Genomic DNA, 16,576 nt, shown 5'->3' on the forward strand with positions numbered 1-16,576 from the left:
GCTTCTTTGCAATGCTTAAAGGAGAATGTACGTTCTTTGAAAATTACGAAGATCGAGAACAATCAAAAAATAGTATTTTTGATTATTGTTTTATTTTCTATAATCAAAAAAGAATTCATTCGACTCTCGAGTATCTCTGCCCAAAGGAGTTTGAAAGAAGAGCGCTCTCATTGGAAGATTCTGTCCATTAACGCGGGCCAAGTCCAGTCTTCTCAAACACCTCTTCCTGACCATATTTCCGCCCGTTGGCAGGATATTCCTCGACTTATGGAAGGATGGTTAAAAGCTTATAATATTCTCCATAAGGACAAAGAGATTAACGCGGTCATACTCGCTGCGGCTATAGCTTTTGGTTTTGTATTTATTCATCTTTTTGTTGATGGAAATGGACGAATACATCGATATCTTATTCATCATGTATTAGCTGATCTTGATTTTACTCCTAAAGGTTCTGTCGCATCTGTGAGATAAGATTATGGATTAGACCAATACGGACTGATTCCGGACAAATTAAGCCATCAGATTTAAAAAATTATGGAAAGAGGAGTTGGAAGCATTTTGACCGATAATTTGTCCTTTTTGAATCATACGAATATTTTCTATCCCAGTAATCGTTACCTTGGCTGAATGAAAGTTCTTAAACCCGAGAGTTGGCCTTGTGCGCTTTTTGATAAAGCGATGATCTTGCTCGACAATGTTATTAAGATACTTAATTTGCCGGATTTCAATTTCATCTTCTTTAAGGACATCCTTGTTAAAACTGTCAAGCGCTGCTTTATTACTGCCACTTTTATCAACAGTGACTTTGTCAGGATGTCCACTTTCCTTAAAGGCTTTTCTAAAAAAAGCCTTTGCTGCAATGGCATCTCTCCTGGCCCGAAGCAGAAAATCAATGGTGTTACCTTCTTTGTCTACAGCTCTATAAAGATAGACCCATTTGCCATTTAACTTAATATAGGTCTCGTCCATTCTCCAACTTCCCTTAACTGGTTTCTTATGTTGACGAACCCTCTTGTCAATGAGAGGAACAAAGCGTTTCACCCATCTTTGTAACGTTGAAAGGTCAATTTCGGTGCCTCGGACCATCATCATCTCTTCTAATTCACGGTAGCTGAGTGAAAAACGGCATTTCATATAAACAAACAGCATAATAACCTCAGCTGAGGAACAAAATCCTTTAAAATGGGGAAGTAATTTCGTTGATATTGTAAGCATTGAATAAACCTCTTATTGCCTACAATTTACCCCTAACTAACTTGACACACAATAGATGCGACAGAACCCGGTTTTTGTTGTCCTTATTTACTTTCGTCCGCATTAATTAAGAATCTCATTTTAAATGTAGCAGCAGTTAACTTGACGGCGCCTTTGTAGGGATTCTTGAGTGAATTGACAAGCGGTGCGAATTAATCTGTTTAACTCGTCTTCATCAGGATGATCACCTATGATAGAAAAATCTATATCTTGTGAGAATCGATTATAGCTTTTAAAATAGCATTTTCGAAGACATGCACCTCCTTTAAATACCAAATATGGACGAAGCTCTTGTGTTTTTGAAAAGCCATATAACAACCAAGATATAGCATAATCCTGTTCTATTAAAGCCCTGTCAATAAAGGCTTTTTCTTGCTGCTCTTCAATTAATTTACTAATTAACATTGGTTAATAGGCTTACTAAATATCTTCCTTATTTTTAATTATACCAGAGCAATTATCACTTTTCTTTTAATTTTAAAAATATGTATTAAAGATGCTGTTACATTTAAAATGAGATTCTTAATTAATGCGGACGAAAGTAAACAAGGACAGCAAAAACCGTCATCAAAGGGGTTGCGTCAAGAACCCCCGATAAGTCGCCTTTCAGTTTTCAGAGCAGGGTTTTCTGGGGAAAATCTTGAAATTTCTCTATTCTGGCCTAGTGTAATGGAATGGACCCGCCCACTTTAAAAAAGGCTTAAAATAAGCCAGAATGACAAGACTTAACAAGCGGTAAACTGGCTCTGGTGCAGAAATAATTTTTTAGACGTATTTTTAAAAACACTTATGCAGAAAGGTACGCTCTGGGCAAGCAGTGGTGCATGGGCATCGTCCTATAATTATGTCCGCGTTAAAGACTGGACTTTTACCCTGCCTAACAAAGCCCCTAGAATGCCCCCTATAGATCGTGGTTTAATTAGGCTTATGAGAGTATAAAATGTGTTTAATTGTCATCAACTTATACTCTTTTTTACAGACGCCATAGAACCAATATTTCCTTGATCCGTATGAGCTCGTCGTCTATTAGGACTTGGATGGGTAATGCAAATTTTAGAAAGAGAGTCTTGTTCGTCCCCTCCTGACTTCATAATTTCTTGTTTCTTCTTGGCATCATTTAATTTGGTCTCAAACAATGCAAGCTGATGAATCGTTAAGCTTCCAGTCCCAGTCACCCAGTAGATCTCTAAACCTATTGTTGTTAACAAATTTCCCATATTTTGAATATGGCTTGCCACCATCATAGGGTCTTGTTTCCTCAAAGAATGTTTGCCTTGGAGGTAACTCATCCCTTTAACATACATTGTTTCAAGTTCATCTAAATCCCCTTTAAGAACGTAAACATATTTTTCATCAGCTTGCTTAATTGTACCGGTCTTTTTATGTTCTTCTATTGTTTTTTTAACCATATTAAAGTATTTTATTCTATCTTCCCAATCCTTCTCAATATTTTCTGGATTAAGTGTATGCTGTTTGGTTAATGTTATATTAACACTTGGAGAGCTTAACTCAAAATTCTGCGAGGTTTTAGAGCGACTGCCTTTCTCTCTCTTTTTGCTCTTTAGCCCTTCTTCTTTAGGCAATTCTTCTAAAGATTTGGACATATTTATATTATTTTTTAGCAATCTATTGTATAGATTACGGGGAGACTTAGGAGAAGTTGAAGAGATGATTATAGAGGAGCTTGTACTGGAAAGTTTCTTAGGTTCCTGAGAAATTATTGGTAATTGCTCTCTAGATTTATTGCGCTGAAAAAATCTTTTTATTTTACTGACATGACCTGTGGAGGTGATTTTTCTTTGTTCCTCTTGTGTATGGCCAAGGTTACCTAAGGGCAGAATTTTGGTACTTGAGTCATTACTGAATTCTTCAAACATCTTAATTTTTTCTTTTACGGATCTAGTATCTCGTAAAGAGATAGAAGGTGTAAGGATGGAAGGCTTACTTGGTATTTGCTCTTTATCAAAGTCCGATGAATAGACAGGAGTTGATACCTCGGCAATCAATAATACAGTAGTAAGCAGAAGAAATTTTTTCATAACAAAACTCTTAAAATGAATTGACTGGCCAACTTATACCAATCTGCCTGCCTCAAAAAGGCAGAATCAAAACTATCAAAAAATTCAGCATTTTTATCCATCAAAATAGGAAGATTGTAGCGTACTAGATTAAAATCTCATAGGATATTCTATATGCTACAATGCTGAAAAGAATATATTATTCTTATTATTTCTTTTAACTTTAACATCTTTAAGTTCTTGATACCAGTCCTGATTTAAATAAAATCAGCTCGCCATGGAGAGTCGCTCTAAGTAATGGGAGCTGCTTATCCGAGTGTGCCTGGCATGAATAGAAGCTTGGAGGCGAAAGTCCTCTACCCATCCTGATGGAAGAGAAGGGTTAGTATAACACTTACCGTGCTAGGTTTTTGCGTATATGTTGAAAATACTTTGATTTTTATTGAGATAGACCATGTTAATCGTAGGTAGGGAAACAACAGGGCATAAGCAAGGCTGAATCAATTTTTCTCATTTGAGAGGGGAGGGTGTTCACCTTCTTCTTTAGCTTCTTTTTTTTCCCTCATTTTTTGCTGCCATGCCTGACGTTTTTTCTTCTTTTCAGCATAAAATTGTTTCTTGTGTTCAATATAGGCGGCCGGCGCCGTCAAGTTAACTTTTGTAGAGATAGTAAAGATATGTTTAATTAGACCTATTAGACGCAAATGAGCTCTTGAGCCGCCTCAGACCAAACAGTACAGAACCGCTCTAAAAGCACACTTTCTCTCAGATGCTTTTTTCAAATATCGCCCCACCCCTATGGCAAAAAGATTACGAACTTTTCCCATAATGGCTAATGTTCTCTGCACACTCTGAGGGGATTTAAACTTAATCAAACATTTTTCTTTACGGCGTGTAGGTAAATGAGCATTTTCAGCTCGATTGTTTAATCCTTTATGGGATCGGTGTTGAGTTCCTCGACACATAGCTTGTATTGGTTTTTTGTAGCTTTTCAATTTATCTGTGACAATGACTCTAGGGGTAGGATAACTGTCTAATAACCGGCTTAAAAACCGAATTGCCGCTTTCTTATTCCGACGTTTCTGAAGAAAGACATCCAGTTCATATCCCTCACAATCCACGGCACGCCACAAGATAAATATCTCTCCATTGACCTTCACTGTCATTTCGTCAAGGTGCCACTTATCCGAAGGTTTTCTCTCTCGCTTTTTAATAACGTTTCTGAACTGGCTTGAAAATTTAATACTCCAAGAACGAATCGTTTCATAAGAGACTTGAAACCCACGGTAAGCCATCTGTTCTTCAATATCTCGATAGCTGTTATTAAACCGATGATAAATCCACACAGCTTGACTAATAATAGAAACAGGAAATCGATGACGACGGGGAGCAATTGATAATGTCATGTTCTAACTCTTTAAGCCTTTTTCCCATTTCTATCACTATAGAGATTTCTTGCCTACGTTAACTTGACGCTTCCGATCAAAGTGATTCAGTTGAGGTGTTTTTTATGTTTTTAAATGAGATTATTAAGGGAAGAGATTAAGTAATATTTCTCTCGTGACAAAAATTCATAATTTAATACATTAGCTCTCTTCATCTACCTGCAAGTGTCTCAAAAAAACAATTTTTCTTGAGGCACACCTTTACTCCTCTCACTATCATTTCTAGAAGACAATTGCAGTAACCCCAAAAGTTGGCTTCAATAAAACGACTGTAGATAGTTATACCATTTTAAAAACCGTGCACTCTCATTTAAAAACCGTGCACTCTCATCTGCTTCAACAACTTTTGGCCGTCGGGGCGTAACTCTCCTTGAGGGCCTACAGGCGGTAAAGGATCTGGCGGGTAATATCCAATTCTTCACATAAGTCGGCGACCTTGGTTTCTGGTTTGCCCATTGCGGCTTGGGCAAGACGCAGTTTGGCTAACGTCATCTTATGCTTTCTTCCCCCTTTTCTGCCTCTGGCTCTAGCCGCTGCTAATCCTGCTTGAGTTCTTTCAACAATAAGCTCTCTTTCAAACTCTGACAAAGCAGCAAACATCCCAAATACAATTTTACCATGGGGTGTAGTCGTATCAATTTGAGCCCCCTGCCCTATCAATACCTTGAAGCTAACGTTATGTACCTGAAGCTCATGAATAATATTAATCAGGTGACGTAAATCCCTTCCTAATTGTAGCAACGCGATCTTATAAGCCCATATATGGATGGCCTTTCACCCCCATAACTTTCTTCTCTGCCAAGAAGAAAGTTATTTCCTTCTTAAGCTCTTTATAGCATTAGCCGGACTTACAATATATGGACCGATCCGTATTGCAAGATAAAAATTGTCAAATATTAATGGAGGCTAACTAGAATAAAAAGTGCTACAAATTTAGGTTAATAATAAAGATGGAAAATAAAATAATTTTAATAAAGAAGTGGTTACTCCTCTATGTATAGAAATAAAATAAAAACTCTGCCTCTAATTTTGTCTTTTTTTGCTTTCTTACAAAGCAATTTCACAAGCGCCATGGAAATGGATATGGATGAAGTGCAAATAGCTCCAACTATTTCTACTGTTCCGAATGAAATATTACACAAAATTTTTTATTATATTGATGAGCTAAGCGATTGCATGCGTGTAGCTGGAGTTTGTCGCCTCTGGAGAGAAGGTATCAAAGACCTGGAAAAAGATAGTATTCTTTATGTATCCAGAAAATTCCAGAAGGAAGATTATAAAATTTTCAACGAAAGCATTTTCCCATTTCTTAGTTTAACACAAACATACAGATTTTCAGAGCCTGTCAATATCCCTGAGATAGTACACCCTAGAATTAAGGAGTTAAATTTGATAGGGTGCGGCAGTATAGGTGACGAATTGGGAAAAGATATCGCAAGGTTTGAATTCACTGCTCTAACATCGTTAAGTTTACGGGATGCAAGCATGAGTGTCGGTGGGGCTACAGCTCTTGCTACTAGCACTCGTCTCATAAATTTGACAGAATTAGATTTAGGTTATAACATCATTGGCAAGAAAAGCGTGATGGCTTTAGCCAATGGGAATTTAACAAACTTAACCTCATTAAATTTAGAGCATAACCTTCCAATAAGCACAGAAGAAGCTAAAATTCTTGCAACAGGAAATAGCCTTTTTAACTTAACCTCTTTAAACTTAGCAAGTAACTTTAATATCAAGGAAGAAGGGGCTCGGTCTCTAGTACTGGCTACCTCTGATAAACTCATCTCCCTAACCGTTTTAGCCCTAAGCGAGATACCATTTTCTGCTAACGTTAAAAATTATTTAAAAAATATAAAAAAACCTACATTAAATCTAATAATGGATGAATGATGTTAGCTAAATTTGCAAAATTAGAAGAAAATAGGACTCTTAAACAAGGAAACAGCTTGCATTAAGTGAAAAGGAAAGGGCGAATAAGGGAGTTCGCTTTCCGTTACACTATCGAACTTTTTTAAATAGGATTGGCCAAACAAATAGGCAAAGAGCTCAAGACTTAAATCCTCTTTAGTGGTCTTTTAATTTTAATAAAATTTGTTCCATATTGCATAAAATTCCTTCTGGGTGCTCAAAGTTCTCAGAAATGTAAGATTGGATAACTTTTTCTGAGACAGATATATCAACATCTCTTAAGAAAAGACCGCAGATGTGGGTCATTGTATTTAGGTTTTTTGTGAAGATGACTTCTTGAAAAGAATATATTTCTGTTTAGGGTAGCATGATTTTTATTTTTGAAGTAAAAGAGTCGAGATCAATTGGTTTGCCTCCAAAATGACAAACTAATTTTTCTCGTGTCCCCTCTCTATTAAAAAGGCATCGTCATATATTTAAATGCTTTTGCTAGCAGGAACCCATCGATAAAGAGTAGGAATAGAAACACCCAAATTACTGCCAACTTCTTAAGGAGGGATGCCATTGGCTAAGAGATTCCTCGCCGATTCAATTTTACTTGGCGTCATTTGCCTTTTCCGCCCCCCTACTCTTCCTCTTTGTTTAGCTGCCATAAGTCCGGCGCGAGTTCGCTCAACAATCAATTCACGTTCCATTTGCGCAAGGCTTGCCATCACATGAAAAAAGAAACGTCCCATAGGGGTGCTGGTATCAATATGGTCTGTCAAACTTTTGAAATGAATTTTTCTGATCTCTAATTGAGTGACAAAATCAATGAGTCCTTTAACGCTACGTCCTAAACGATCAAGTTTCCAAACCACAAACGTATCGCCTTCCCGCAGCTGCTCAAGAGCTTGCTGTAATCCAGGCCGGTCAGAGCGAAGACCACTTAATTGATCTTCATAAATTTTTGTGCACCCCCCTTCCCTCAAAGGGTTCCGTTGCAAATTTGAAATAAGTTGATAAAGTAGCGAAAAACGGTTCCGTTGCAAATTTGGAAATAGGCTGAGCTAGGGCTTTAGAATGTAATATTGTGGACGCAATTTAGGCGTAAACGCCAAAGAGCCGATTAAAGAAGTGAATTTGATTTTGATAGCTTTTCGTTAAATAGATTGTTTGCTCTTTGATCATCATGGCCATGGCCTCAATGCCTTTGAGAGTTCGATTAGCTGTCTTAAATGATTGGAATCCTAACATAGGGCGGATACGTCGTTTAATGCGTCGATGATCTTGTTCAAGGATGTTGTTAAGATATTTTATCTGCCTATGATTGAGGTCTTTGTCTAAAATACCCTCATTCTTTAGCTCTTCAATGGCTTTAGTATAGGAAGCATGCTTATCTGTTGTAATTGAGGAAGGCATATATTTGCACTGCTTCAATACTTTCTTAACGAATCGCTTAGCAGCTGCCAAATCACGGGTATGGGCTAACATGAAATCGACAGTACGTCCATATTTGTCAACAGCCCGATATAAATATTTCCATTTTCCTTTAACTTTAATATAGGTCTCATCGACTCTGAGTGACCATACCCAAGGCCTGGCATACCAGCGTATCCTCTTCTCAAATTCAGGAGCATAATGCTGAATCCAACGGTAAATGGTTGTGTGATCAACCTCTACTCCTCGTTCGCTAATCATTTCCGCCAACTGGCGGTAACTAATAGGGTATCTCAAATACCAGCGCAAATATTGTAAGATAATTTCGGGAAGGAAATGACGATATCTAAATTCTTTGGGTTTCAAGATGCGTTTCTTTCACGGACTAAGTTTCCCTTAAATTAGCAACTCTTCTCAAATTTGCAACAGAACCTCCCAAACCTGGGGGGTGATCTGCAAAATGGGGAAAATAAGGATAGGCTATTGATAACTTAGATGATTTTTAAGCGCATCTATCAGTTTATTGTGAGGAAATTAAAACTTGCAAATTTAGGCATTTGTGCCATGACCCCCAGCTTTGGGATGGTCTCCACATTGTAAAACTTCCAAAAAATTTATCGTAGTAAAAATTTATTAATTAAAAAATAATATATCTGAAGCCCAAAGTACTTCATTTTATGTGGGTGATCTGTCGAAGAAGAGGAGGGTAAATTATCCTTTACTTCTTGTGGCAGGTAGCATTGTGAAAAACTTACTGGAGTCAATTCTCTCTTAATAATTTTTACGTGGTTTTTTTAAGAACGGTAAGTATGCCTTTAAAAACCACATTGGTTGAAAATGCAGATTTTTAAATGCAAGGACCATTATTAGTATACTGATGACCAGCAATAGCCTGGGCAATTATGCAAAGCTTCTTGGACAAAAATTATTAGCGGTCAAATTTTTAATCGATCAGGAAATCGATTTAGCAATAACGGTTGAAAAACCCCTCTCCAATTAAATTTTATGAGGGTCATGATCCCCAATAACAAACAGCTGATCTTTTTGATCAAAAACTCGTTAATATTCAACGAACTTGGAGGTAACCATAATGACCTATCTTCAATTTATCATACTAGGTTTTTACTCATGGCTGGTAGAGATATCTTCTCTGCAAGCTATGGACGGTTCAGAAATTCATGATTTACACCAGGGACAAGGGCCTGAGTATATTGAGAAACTAGAACCGTTTGTAACAGGCACTTCAAGACTTAAATATACCTTTTGCTACCAACCACAACAAGCTTCTTTACCCAAAGATAATGGACAACAAGAGGAGCTCCCTTCTACTCCTTATGTGGTTCAAGATGGATTAGTGGCAAAAGTTACGACAGAGGAACCAGAGCTAAGCAAACAAAGTAGCTCATCCCCATCAGATAATCGAGATCAAGTAAAAACCCCCTCGCAGTGGCCTCACTGTGTGCATGGTCATTTAATGATGCGACTTGGAACTGGAGAAATAACGGTTGGTTCTGGCATTTTGGTAGGGCCTAACCATGTGTTAACGGCAGGTCATAATCTTTATAACCTTAATAAAAAGCAATGGGTTAATGAAGTTTGGTTTAGCCCAGGAAGACAGGGGAAAAACTTTCCCTTTGGCTATGTGAAAGGAGGCACTCTCCTTTGCCCTAAAGAATGGACAACTAATTCTCGACAAAAGGATGATTATGATTTTGGAATGGTCATTTTAGAGCAAGCCATAGGGAATAAAACGGGGTGGTCAGGGTTACTTTACGCACCCGATATCTACTTTGATCACTGGAGTGTTACTGTAACCGGTTATCCCGGCGAAAAAGGCAGCAAAGATTATTATTCCACCCAAATGTGGGAAAAAGAAAGTCGAGCAAAAGCTCAATGGTTTGGGCCTGAAAGAATTGAATATGACATTCCCACATCTTTTGGTCAAAGCGGCGGAGCCATCTGGCGTCAATGGCCCAGTTCGATCAATCAAACGAGCATCTTTACCATTGGGATTCATACTGATGGTAGCCTAAGCGGCAAAAATAAAGGTGTCCGCTTCACACAGCAGAAGTTTTCTCGTATTGTAAACTGGATAAAAACCTATCACTTAAGGGAAGCTGTTGAGTACCGTATTTTAGAACCAAAGCTTGTTAAGATGAAGGAACTGAGTACTGCTGATGATTGGTGGAATAAAGGAAATACCTATTTTCAAAACCAAAAATATCAAAAAGCTTTTACCTGTTTTTATAATGCCGTCAGTAAAGCTGGTGATAAAGCTCCAGACCTTATGCTGTTATCATTGGCTGACTGTTACCGCAAAGAAAAAGGAATCCAAAAAAACTATCTGGAAGCATTTAATCTTTATATGCAGATAGAAAATCCCCAAAACTGTGCTGAAAGTATGTGTCATATTGGAAAGTTTTATCTTAACGGTTTGGGAGTTCCTCTAGATATTGTCTCTGGTTTGCATTTTCTTGAAGAGTCAGCAAAACAAGACAATATCAAGGCTATTTATGAGCTTTACCGACTTTATTCTCCTGACGGTAAATACCCAAACTTGGAAAAAGCAAAACGATATCGTGATAAAGCACAAGCTCTTGGAAAACCGATACTAGACCTTCAATTCCTAGAAACCCATAATCCTGATACCCGCTTGCGAACCAATATCAATAGCCAAGAAAAAGGAAAAGAGAAAGAAATAGATGAAAGAAACCCCTTAAAAACTTCCATTCAATTAGTAGAATGCTTGAAGAAAGCTGCTGAGAAAGGGGATGTCTCTGCTCTATTTAATCTTGGATTGATGTATGCAGAAGGGCGGGCTGGATTACCCCCAGGAGAGCAAGCGTATCAACAAGCTATGAAGTGGTATATGAGGGCTGCTGAGAAAGGATTTCCTGAGGCTCTATTGAACCTTGGATTGATGTATGCAGAAGGGCGGACTGGATTACCTCAAGGAGAGCAAGCAGATCAACAAGCGGTAAAATGGTTCAAGAAGGCTGCTGAGAAAGGCAACATCACTGCTCTGTTTGATATTGGATGGATGTATGCAGAAGGGCGGGCTGGATTACCCCCAGGAGAACAAGCAGATCAAGAAGCTATGAAGTGGTATAAGAGAGCTGCTGAGAAAGGGGATGCCTCTGCTCTATTGAACCTTGGATTGATGTGTACAGAAGGGCGGGCTGGATTACCTCAAGGAGAGCAAGTGGATCAACAAGCGGTAGAATGGTTCAAGAAGGCTGCTGAGAAAGGCGACATCACTGCTCTGTTTGATATTGGATTGATGTATGCAGAAGGGCGGGCTGGATTACCCCCAGGAGAACAAGCAGATCAAGAAGCTATGAAGTGGTACAAGGAGGCTGCTGAGAAAGGCAATGCCTCTGCTCTATTGAACCTTGGATTGATGTATGCAGAAGGGCGGGCTGGATTACCCCCAGGAGAGCAAGCGGATCAACAAGCGGTAAAATGGTTCAAGAAGGCTGCCGAGAAAGGCAACATCACTGCTCAAGTGAACCTTGATTTGATGTATGCAAAAGGGCGAGTTGGATTACATCATGAAGAGTAAGTGGATCCAAGCAGCACTGTGATGAGTAACATATGCTGTTTTCTTATATCATCGCTTTGGCTTAAGCTTACGCGATATAGGGGAAATTCTCGCTTATTGAGCGATAGAAGTGAGCTATGAAACTCTTCGTAAAGGGGGCGGCAAATTTGGTCCAATTTATACTGGTAGAGTAAACCGGTGGAACTTCTCTACCAGCTTCTCGCAAAACCGTACGTGACCCTCTCCATTCATACGGCTTCTATTAGGCAAACTCCGGACATAATCCTGAGTTATTCACAAAAGTTGGTGACGAGACATTCAAGCGGCCTGTTTGGTATCATTGGGAATGACTTCATAACCGTTGTTGAATTTGACACCTGAGATGACTTTTGGCAACTGATTTTTGCCATCCAGGCGTCGCCATCTTTTTTCAGCTTCTTTACAACTCGTTGCTAGATTAACTGAACCATTTTATCTTACCAGAAATAGCTGTAGAATCCCACCACAGATAAATGAATCGACAAGTCCAGAGCGTCTTTATCTCCTGCCCAAAGCGCTTTCAGACAAGCTGATAATCCAGGACGATCATCCAGCTTACCACTGGCATAATCTTCAGGCAGGATGGATCGGTTCTGTTGCAAATTTGAGAAGAGTTGCTAATTTAAGGGAAACTTAGTCCGTGAAAGAAACGCATCTTGAAACCCAAAGAATTTAGATATCGTCATTTCCTTCCCGAAATTATCTTACAATATTTGCGCTGGTATTTGAGATACCCTATTAGTTACCGCCAGTTGGCGGAAATGATTAGCGAACGAGGAGTAGAGGTTGATCACACAACCATTTACCGTTGGATTCAGCATTATGCTCCTGAATTTGAGAAGAGGATACGCTGGTATGCCAGGCCTTGGGTATGGTCACTCAGAGTCGATGAGACCTATATTAAAGTTAAAGGAAAATGGAAATATTTATATCGGGCTGTTGACAAATATGGACGTACTGTCGATTTCATGTTAGCCCATACCCGTGATTTGGCAGCTGCTAAGCGATTCGTTAAGAAAGTATTGAAGCAGTGCAAATATATGCCTTCCTCAATTACAACAGATAAGCATGCTTCCTATACTAAAGCCATTGAAGAGCTAAAGAATGAGGGTATTTTAGACAAAGACCTCAATCATAGGCAGATAAAATATCTTAACAACATCCTTGAACAAGATCATCGACGCATTAAACGACGTATCCGCCCTATGTTAGGATTCCAATCATTTAAGACAGCTAATCGAACTCTCAAAGGCATTGAGGCCATGGCCATGATGATCAAAGAGCAAACAATCTATTTAACGAAAAGCTATCAAAATCAAATTCACTTCTTTAATCGGCTCTTTGGCGTTTACGCCTAAATTGCGTCCACAATATTACATTCTAAAGCCCTAGCTCAGCCTATTTCCAAATTTGCAACGGAACCCTTTAGAAAGTGCCTTAAAAGGACAGCAGGAACGTCCAAGGAAATATCACTCACTACAACAAGCTCACCTAAGGAAGGCTCACCTCTTGAAAACGAGGCTCCGTCTTTAGAGGAAGTTGTAAAAAGCTGGGGAGATTTTTCAGGAAGAAAATACCCTAATGCGTCTTCCCGAACACGCATTAGTATAAAAGATGACAGTGATGGTGAAGACGAAGCAGATGGTTCCTATAATCCTAACGTAGCTAAGTTTAATAATGAGTCAGTTATTATATTAGGGACGCGACTAAAGCTGTTAGCAAATGTCTATCTAAGAAACCTTGACCAAATGGCCAACATCTTTTTTCCTAGATATACAATTACATTTCAAGGCGAAAATGGCGAGGAACAATCTTTCAAGCTAGCGCTAAAGAAAGCAATCTTGTCTTTTTCGCGTTGTCACTCAACAACTTGATGAGATCGTTTATTAATTATTTTACTCCCCCTGTTCCGCATTTGTACTCGGTCAGCATATTTGTTAGTTGCTTTATTCTCTCGTGGGATTGGGTTATATATCTTGAGTATTGATGGGGGTCGCTTTGATTGCTGGTGTATGTCCCTTTATTTATTAAATTTTCGTATCTTACAATTGCGGAATTATTCTGCTCAATAAGCCCTGGGATTATCTCACATATTCTCTGCCAACTGAATTGATCTTGCTTATTCGCATATTCCTTGCGAGCACTTACTAAAGCCTCATCAAGGGCTCTTTTATCCATTTTAGAATATTCCCCACCTGACAGAACTACTCCATCAGTCTTTGGTATGATATTTATGGCGTTTTGGTCTCCAATCCTATTGTACTGATTAGGATGATATCCTTGAAGATTACGTTCCGTACTCTCTAAATTATTAGAATTACTATCAGAAAAAAGGCGATTGTTAATGGTAGTTTCTCTTGGTTGGTTTTTTGGTATCTTTTTCTTAAGCGGATATTTCTTTTGCTGAGAAAAGTCCGCCTTAAAGCTTTCATTATTATTCAGCAGATTATAAGAATTATGTTGGTTCTGAGGAGCAAATGAAGAAAAATTGTCAAAGATGTTTCTGCTCTTTATTTCAGTGTTATCATATACAAAAGTGGGCACGTTGTTTGTTTTATCTTTTATAAACTGCTGATTTTTTTCTAAATCTGACTTTTTCTTCTTAAAAATATTTTCAAACTCAGTGCTATCGTTATTTTCATCCCTCCGACGCATAAGCGGTTTTTGGGTTGGCGGCATAATAACTGAATTCTGGAAGGTATTTTTTACGTTGTTATTATTCTTCAATATATCCCTTTGATTAACAAAAATAATTTCTCCATCTTTTTGTGTCCAAACCTTTAGACTATTGCTAGAAAGAGTCACTGTAATTAAACCACTTGTAGAAGTGGAAAAGATATTATCGTTTTCTTGCTGAATTTGATACTTGCTTTGAACGCCATTAGCCTTGTTTATCAAGAGGTTATGTGGATTTTGTACTTGATCTTCCTTGCTTGGTTTGAAGATAATCTCTTTAAATAGATCATAAGCCTCTGCTGTGGGATGGCCATATCTACTTCCATGGCTGATAAGTATAAAAGATGGAGCTACGGTCTTTAACCAAGTTTTGTTATTTGTTTCCTCGGTTATACTTCCATGATGTGCAGCCAACAATACCTCGCTCTTTATAAATCTATAGGTATTGGAGCTATTTTTTATCTGGCGATAATTTTGTAAAATCTTTGTGGTCGTAAAACCATCAGCATCACCAGTTAACATAATAGAAGGCCCCTCATTCCCCTTCTCATTACATTGAACCTTTATAACTAAACTGTCGCTGTTTGTAGATTCATTGGTATCTCCTATAAAACGGCGAACGTGCTGATCCCCAATAGTAATGTGGGTAGGGTTAATCGCAAGGAAATGAACTTTGCATTTATTATCTTTAAACCGAACAGCTTCCAACAACTCCCTGGCATCAACTGGCACTCCCTCCATTGTGATAAGTTGGGGTGTATCTGAATCAGGGTCAGAATGGACATGTGGTTGATAGGCATTAAGTTGCGACAGGCTCTCGACTATCTCTTTCGTGTATAAATTTAATTTTTGAAGCTCTTGGATGACAACCCTATCATCTTCCTTTAGCCAACCTTTTGAAGCTAATAATGCTTTAACATAATGAGATTGTATTTGAGCATTAGTCAGAGGAGCAAAGGATACGGCAGGGCAAAAGACTTTTAATTTATTATTATTTCTACGTTGGTGCAGAATCCACTCTATAAAGGTTAGATCATATTGATAAAGTAACCCTCCTAAAACGATGTTTTCTAATTCATCATTGGAAAATAATTCTGGAATCTTATTATAATGATCTTCGTCTGGATGGCTAATAATTATAGTTTTGATTCTTTCCGTATTTTTCGATCTCCCAAAAATATTTATTCTTATATTGGTAATGAAGCTATCATATCTTGTTTCATCATATTGTTTCTGCGTGGTTATTCTTAATTTAACGCTTAAAGGTTTAGCTTTTTTTCCTATTTTCTCATTTTTCACATATTTATCAGAGTCTTTTGGTAGCTCGGTTGTCCCCCCATCAATAATCATATATTCCTTAGGTTCAGAGCCATTATCAAAAGCAAAACTGGCCATATTACCTTGGCCAACGTTATGAATTTTAGTCGTTACTTGAGAGTTATCTGAACAGAAGGCACCAAAACTTATTATTAAGGAAAATAGGAGAATTGCATATGGGCGCATGGACGTATGCTCCGAAATAATAACAGACGTAGATGTTAGTAGATCACCTTGATCCTACTTTGCCTACCTAGGTTAGCTCATAATAGTTACTTTCTCGTTAATGGATCTCGTTTTTACCACAAACAAATCGCTATATAGCCACAATCTTACTTAGGCTTGCAAGCAGAGCTGTCCTTACGATGATAAGCATCCTCCTCTTGCCCATGTCGCCAAACACTTGTTTTTCCTATACTTCTCCCCTTCTCTATTCTTAACCATCAAAATTGACTTAAAATTGTCCGAAAAACAATGTCGTTTATTTGTTGTCTAGTTGTTTGGCAGCTAGATCGATTAGGAAGGTCTCTCCATCACCTCTTAGAAATTGTCAATAATCTAAAAGAACGTCGCATCTCATTTAAAAGCTTAACTGAAAATTTTGATACAACAACGCCGCAAGGGGAATTATTTTTTCATATTTTTGGCGCCTTAGCGCAATATGAACGTTCTCTTATTCGAGAGAGGATTATGGGTGGGTTAAAATCAGCTGAGGCGAGAGATCGAAAAGGTGGTCGCCCTAAAAAGATTAATGATGAAAAACTTCAAGCTATTTTAAATAATTTAAAAACGGGACAATCCAAAGCTTCTGTGTGCCGGACATTTCAAATTCCACGGACAACTTTATACGACTATTTAGACAGAGTTAAATTTCAAAAAGAAAATACATCACTCTTGAACGGTCAATTAGATTCTTCAAATAATAAATAGAAAAAACGGCCGTTTTCGTGACTGCTCTG

At 38.1% G+C, this 16,576-nt stretch carries 13 protein-coding genes and 3 pseudogenes; 6 read left to right on the forward strand and 10 right to left on the reverse strand.

All coding sequences use genetic code 11. The features are described from left to right. The first annotated feature begins 11 nt into the window (after nucleotides 1-11). Nucleotides 12-191: an IS3 family transposase gene (locus IG80_RS16950; RefSeq protein ID WP_198027368.1), complete on the forward strand. Its 180-nt coding sequence runs from the start codon at nucleotides 12-14 to the stop codon at nucleotides 189-191. After that, the gene (locus tag IG80_RS0110250) at nucleotides 151-471 is read left to right on the forward strand and encodes a Fic family protein (protein WP_032113965.1); all 321 of its coding nucleotides are present in this window, start codon (nucleotides 151-153) and stop codon (nucleotides 469-471) included. The genes IG80_RS16950 and IG80_RS0110250 overlap by 41 nt, the downstream gene beginning before the upstream one ends. Before the next feature lie 39 nt (nucleotides 472-510). On the opposite strand, the gene IG80_RS0110255 is transcribed toward IG80_RS0110250, so the two are convergent. From IG80_RS0110255 to IG80_RS12700, 6 genes and pseudogenes are all read right to left on the reverse strand, one after another. Then, nucleotides 511-1,215, reverse strand: a complete 705-nt coding sequence (locus IG80_RS0110255; protein ID WP_032113966.1) for an IS6 family transposase — start codon at nucleotides 1,213-1,215, stop codon at nucleotides 511-513. Nucleotides 1,216-1,335: 120 nt separating this feature from the next. Next, a complete protein-coding gene (locus tag IG80_RS0110260; protein WP_032113967.1) occupies nucleotides 1,336-1,659 on the reverse strand; it encodes a nucleotidyl transferase AbiEii/AbiGii toxin family protein in 324 nt (107 codons plus the stop codon). A 551-nt stretch (nucleotides 1,660-2,210) separates the two neighbouring features. Then, nucleotides 2,211-3,293 carry a hypothetical protein gene (locus tag IG80_RS0110270; RefSeq protein WP_032113969.1) on the reverse strand — a complete coding sequence of 361 codons (1,083 nt, stop codon included), beginning with the start codon at nucleotides 3,291-3,293 and terminating at the stop codon, nucleotides 2,211-2,213. Nucleotides 3,294-3,772: 479 nt separating this feature from the next. Beyond that, nucleotides 3,773-3,976 carry a hypothetical protein gene (locus IG80_RS0110275; RefSeq protein WP_032113970.1) on the reverse strand — a complete coding sequence of 68 codons (204 nt, stop codon included), beginning with the start codon at nucleotides 3,974-3,976 and terminating at the stop codon, nucleotides 3,773-3,775. An 18-nt stretch (nucleotides 3,977-3,994) separates the two neighbouring features. Further along, on the reverse strand, nucleotides 3,995-4,678 hold the full coding sequence (locus IG80_RS0110280; protein WP_075553234.1) for an IS6 family transposase: 684 nt from the start codon (nucleotides 4,676-4,678) through the stop codon (nucleotides 3,995-3,997). A gap of 349 nt (nucleotides 4,679-5,027) precedes the next feature. After that, nucleotides 5,028-5,452, reverse strand: a pseudogene (locus tag IG80_RS12700) (recombinase family protein); the annotation flags it as partial. 258 nt (nucleotides 5,453-5,710) lie between these two features. Here IG80_RS12700 and IG80_RS13530 point away from each other — a divergent pair. Beyond that, nucleotides 5,711-6,607 carry an F-box/LRR-repeat protein gene (locus IG80_RS13530; RefSeq protein ID WP_052046361.1) on the forward strand — a complete coding sequence of 299 codons (897 nt, stop codon included), beginning with the start codon at nucleotides 5,711-5,713 and terminating at the stop codon, nucleotides 6,605-6,607. Nucleotides 6,608-7,101: 494 nt separating this feature from the next. Here IG80_RS13530 and IG80_RS12705 read toward each other — a convergent pair. Both IG80_RS12705 and IG80_RS0110300 read right to left on the reverse strand, forming a co-directional pair. Next, nucleotides 7,102-7,620: pseudogene (locus IG80_RS12705) on the reverse strand (recombinase family protein). 88 nt (nucleotides 7,621-7,708) lie between these two features. Next, nucleotides 7,709-8,413 (reverse strand): IS6 family transposase, encoded by a 705-nt coding sequence (locus IG80_RS0110300; protein ID WP_032113530.1) that lies wholly within the window; start codon nucleotides 8,411-8,413, stop codon nucleotides 7,709-7,711. Nucleotides 8,414-9,134: 721 nt separating this feature from the next. Between IG80_RS0110300 and IG80_RS13535 the strand changes: the two genes are divergently transcribed. Beyond that, complete coding sequence (locus IG80_RS13535) at nucleotides 9,135-11,606, forward strand: trypsin-like serine protease (protein WP_052046362.1); 2,472 nt, start codon at nucleotides 9,135-9,137, stop codon at nucleotides 11,604-11,606. Between the two features lie 518 nt (nucleotides 11,607-12,124). Here IG80_RS13535 and IG80_RS16955 read toward each other — a convergent pair. Further along, nucleotides 12,125-12,205, reverse strand: a pseudogene (locus IG80_RS16955) (recombinase family protein); the annotation flags it as partial. Nucleotides 12,206-12,277: 72 nt separating this feature from the next. Between IG80_RS16955 and IG80_RS0110310 the strand changes: the two are divergent. Next, the gene (locus tag IG80_RS0110310; RefSeq protein WP_032113530.1) at nucleotides 12,278-12,982 is read left to right on the forward strand and encodes an IS6 family transposase; all 705 of its coding nucleotides are present in this window, start codon (nucleotides 12,278-12,280) and stop codon (nucleotides 12,980-12,982) included. Nucleotides 12,983-13,514: 532 nt separating this feature from the next. Here the strand turns inward: IG80_RS0110310 and IG80_RS0110315 are convergent. Further along, the gene (locus IG80_RS0110315) at nucleotides 13,515-15,803 is read right to left on the reverse strand and encodes a ComEC/Rec2 family competence protein (protein WP_032113971.1); all 2,289 of its coding nucleotides are present in this window, start codon (nucleotides 15,801-15,803) and stop codon (nucleotides 13,515-13,517) included. A gap of 288 nt (nucleotides 15,804-16,091) precedes the next feature. Between IG80_RS0110315 and IG80_RS0110320 the strand changes: the two genes are divergently transcribed. Continuing rightward, nucleotides 16,092-16,547, forward strand: a complete 456-nt coding sequence (locus IG80_RS0110320) for a recombinase family protein (RefSeq protein ID WP_052046363.1) — start codon at nucleotides 16,092-16,094, stop codon at nucleotides 16,545-16,547. Nucleotides 16,548-16,576 lie beyond the last annotated feature (29 nt).

The sequence above is a fragment of the Candidatus Paracaedibacter symbiosus genome, from assembly GCF_000757605.1.
In the GTDB taxonomy this organism is placed as follows: Bacteria; Pseudomonadota; Alphaproteobacteria; order Paracaedibacterales; family Paracaedibacteraceae; genus Paracaedibacter_A; species Paracaedibacter_A symbiosus.

Excerpts from the sequence above, each read along its gene's own strand:
- IG80_RS16950 (WP_198027368.1), top strand. The coding sequence starts at position 12 with ATGCTTAAAGGAGAATGTACGTTCTTTGAAAATTACGAAGATCGAGAA.
- IG80_RS0110255 (WP_032113966.1), bottom strand. The coding sequence starts at position 1,215 with ATGCTTACAATATCAACGAAATTACTTCCCCATTTTAAAGGATTTTGT.
- IG80_RS0110260 (WP_032113967.1), bottom strand. The coding sequence starts at position 1,659 with ATGTTAATTAGTAAATTAATTGAAGAGCAGCAAGAAAAAGCCTTTATT.
- IG80_RS0110270 (WP_032113969.1), bottom strand. The coding sequence starts at position 3,293 with ATGAAAAAATTTCTTCTGCTTACTACTGTATTATTGATTGCCGAGGTA.
- IG80_RS0110280 (WP_075553234.1), bottom strand. The coding sequence starts at position 4,678 with ATGACATTATCAATTGCTCCCCGTCGTCATCGATTTCCTGTTTCTATT.
- IG80_RS13530 (WP_052046361.1), top strand. The coding sequence starts at position 5,711 with ATGTATAGAAATAAAATAAAAACTCTGCCTCTAATTTTGTCTTTTTTT.
- IG80_RS13535 (WP_052046362.1), top strand. The coding sequence starts at position 9,135 with ATGACCTATCTTCAATTTATCATACTAGGTTTTTACTCATGGCTGGTA.
- IG80_RS0110315 (WP_032113971.1), bottom strand. The coding sequence starts at position 15,803 with ATGCGCCCATATGCAATTCTCCTATTTTCCTTAATAATAAGTTTTGGT.
- IG80_RS0110320 (WP_052046363.1), top strand. The coding sequence starts at position 16,092 with ATGTCGTTTATTTGTTGTCTAGTTGTTTGGCAGCTAGATCGATTAGGA.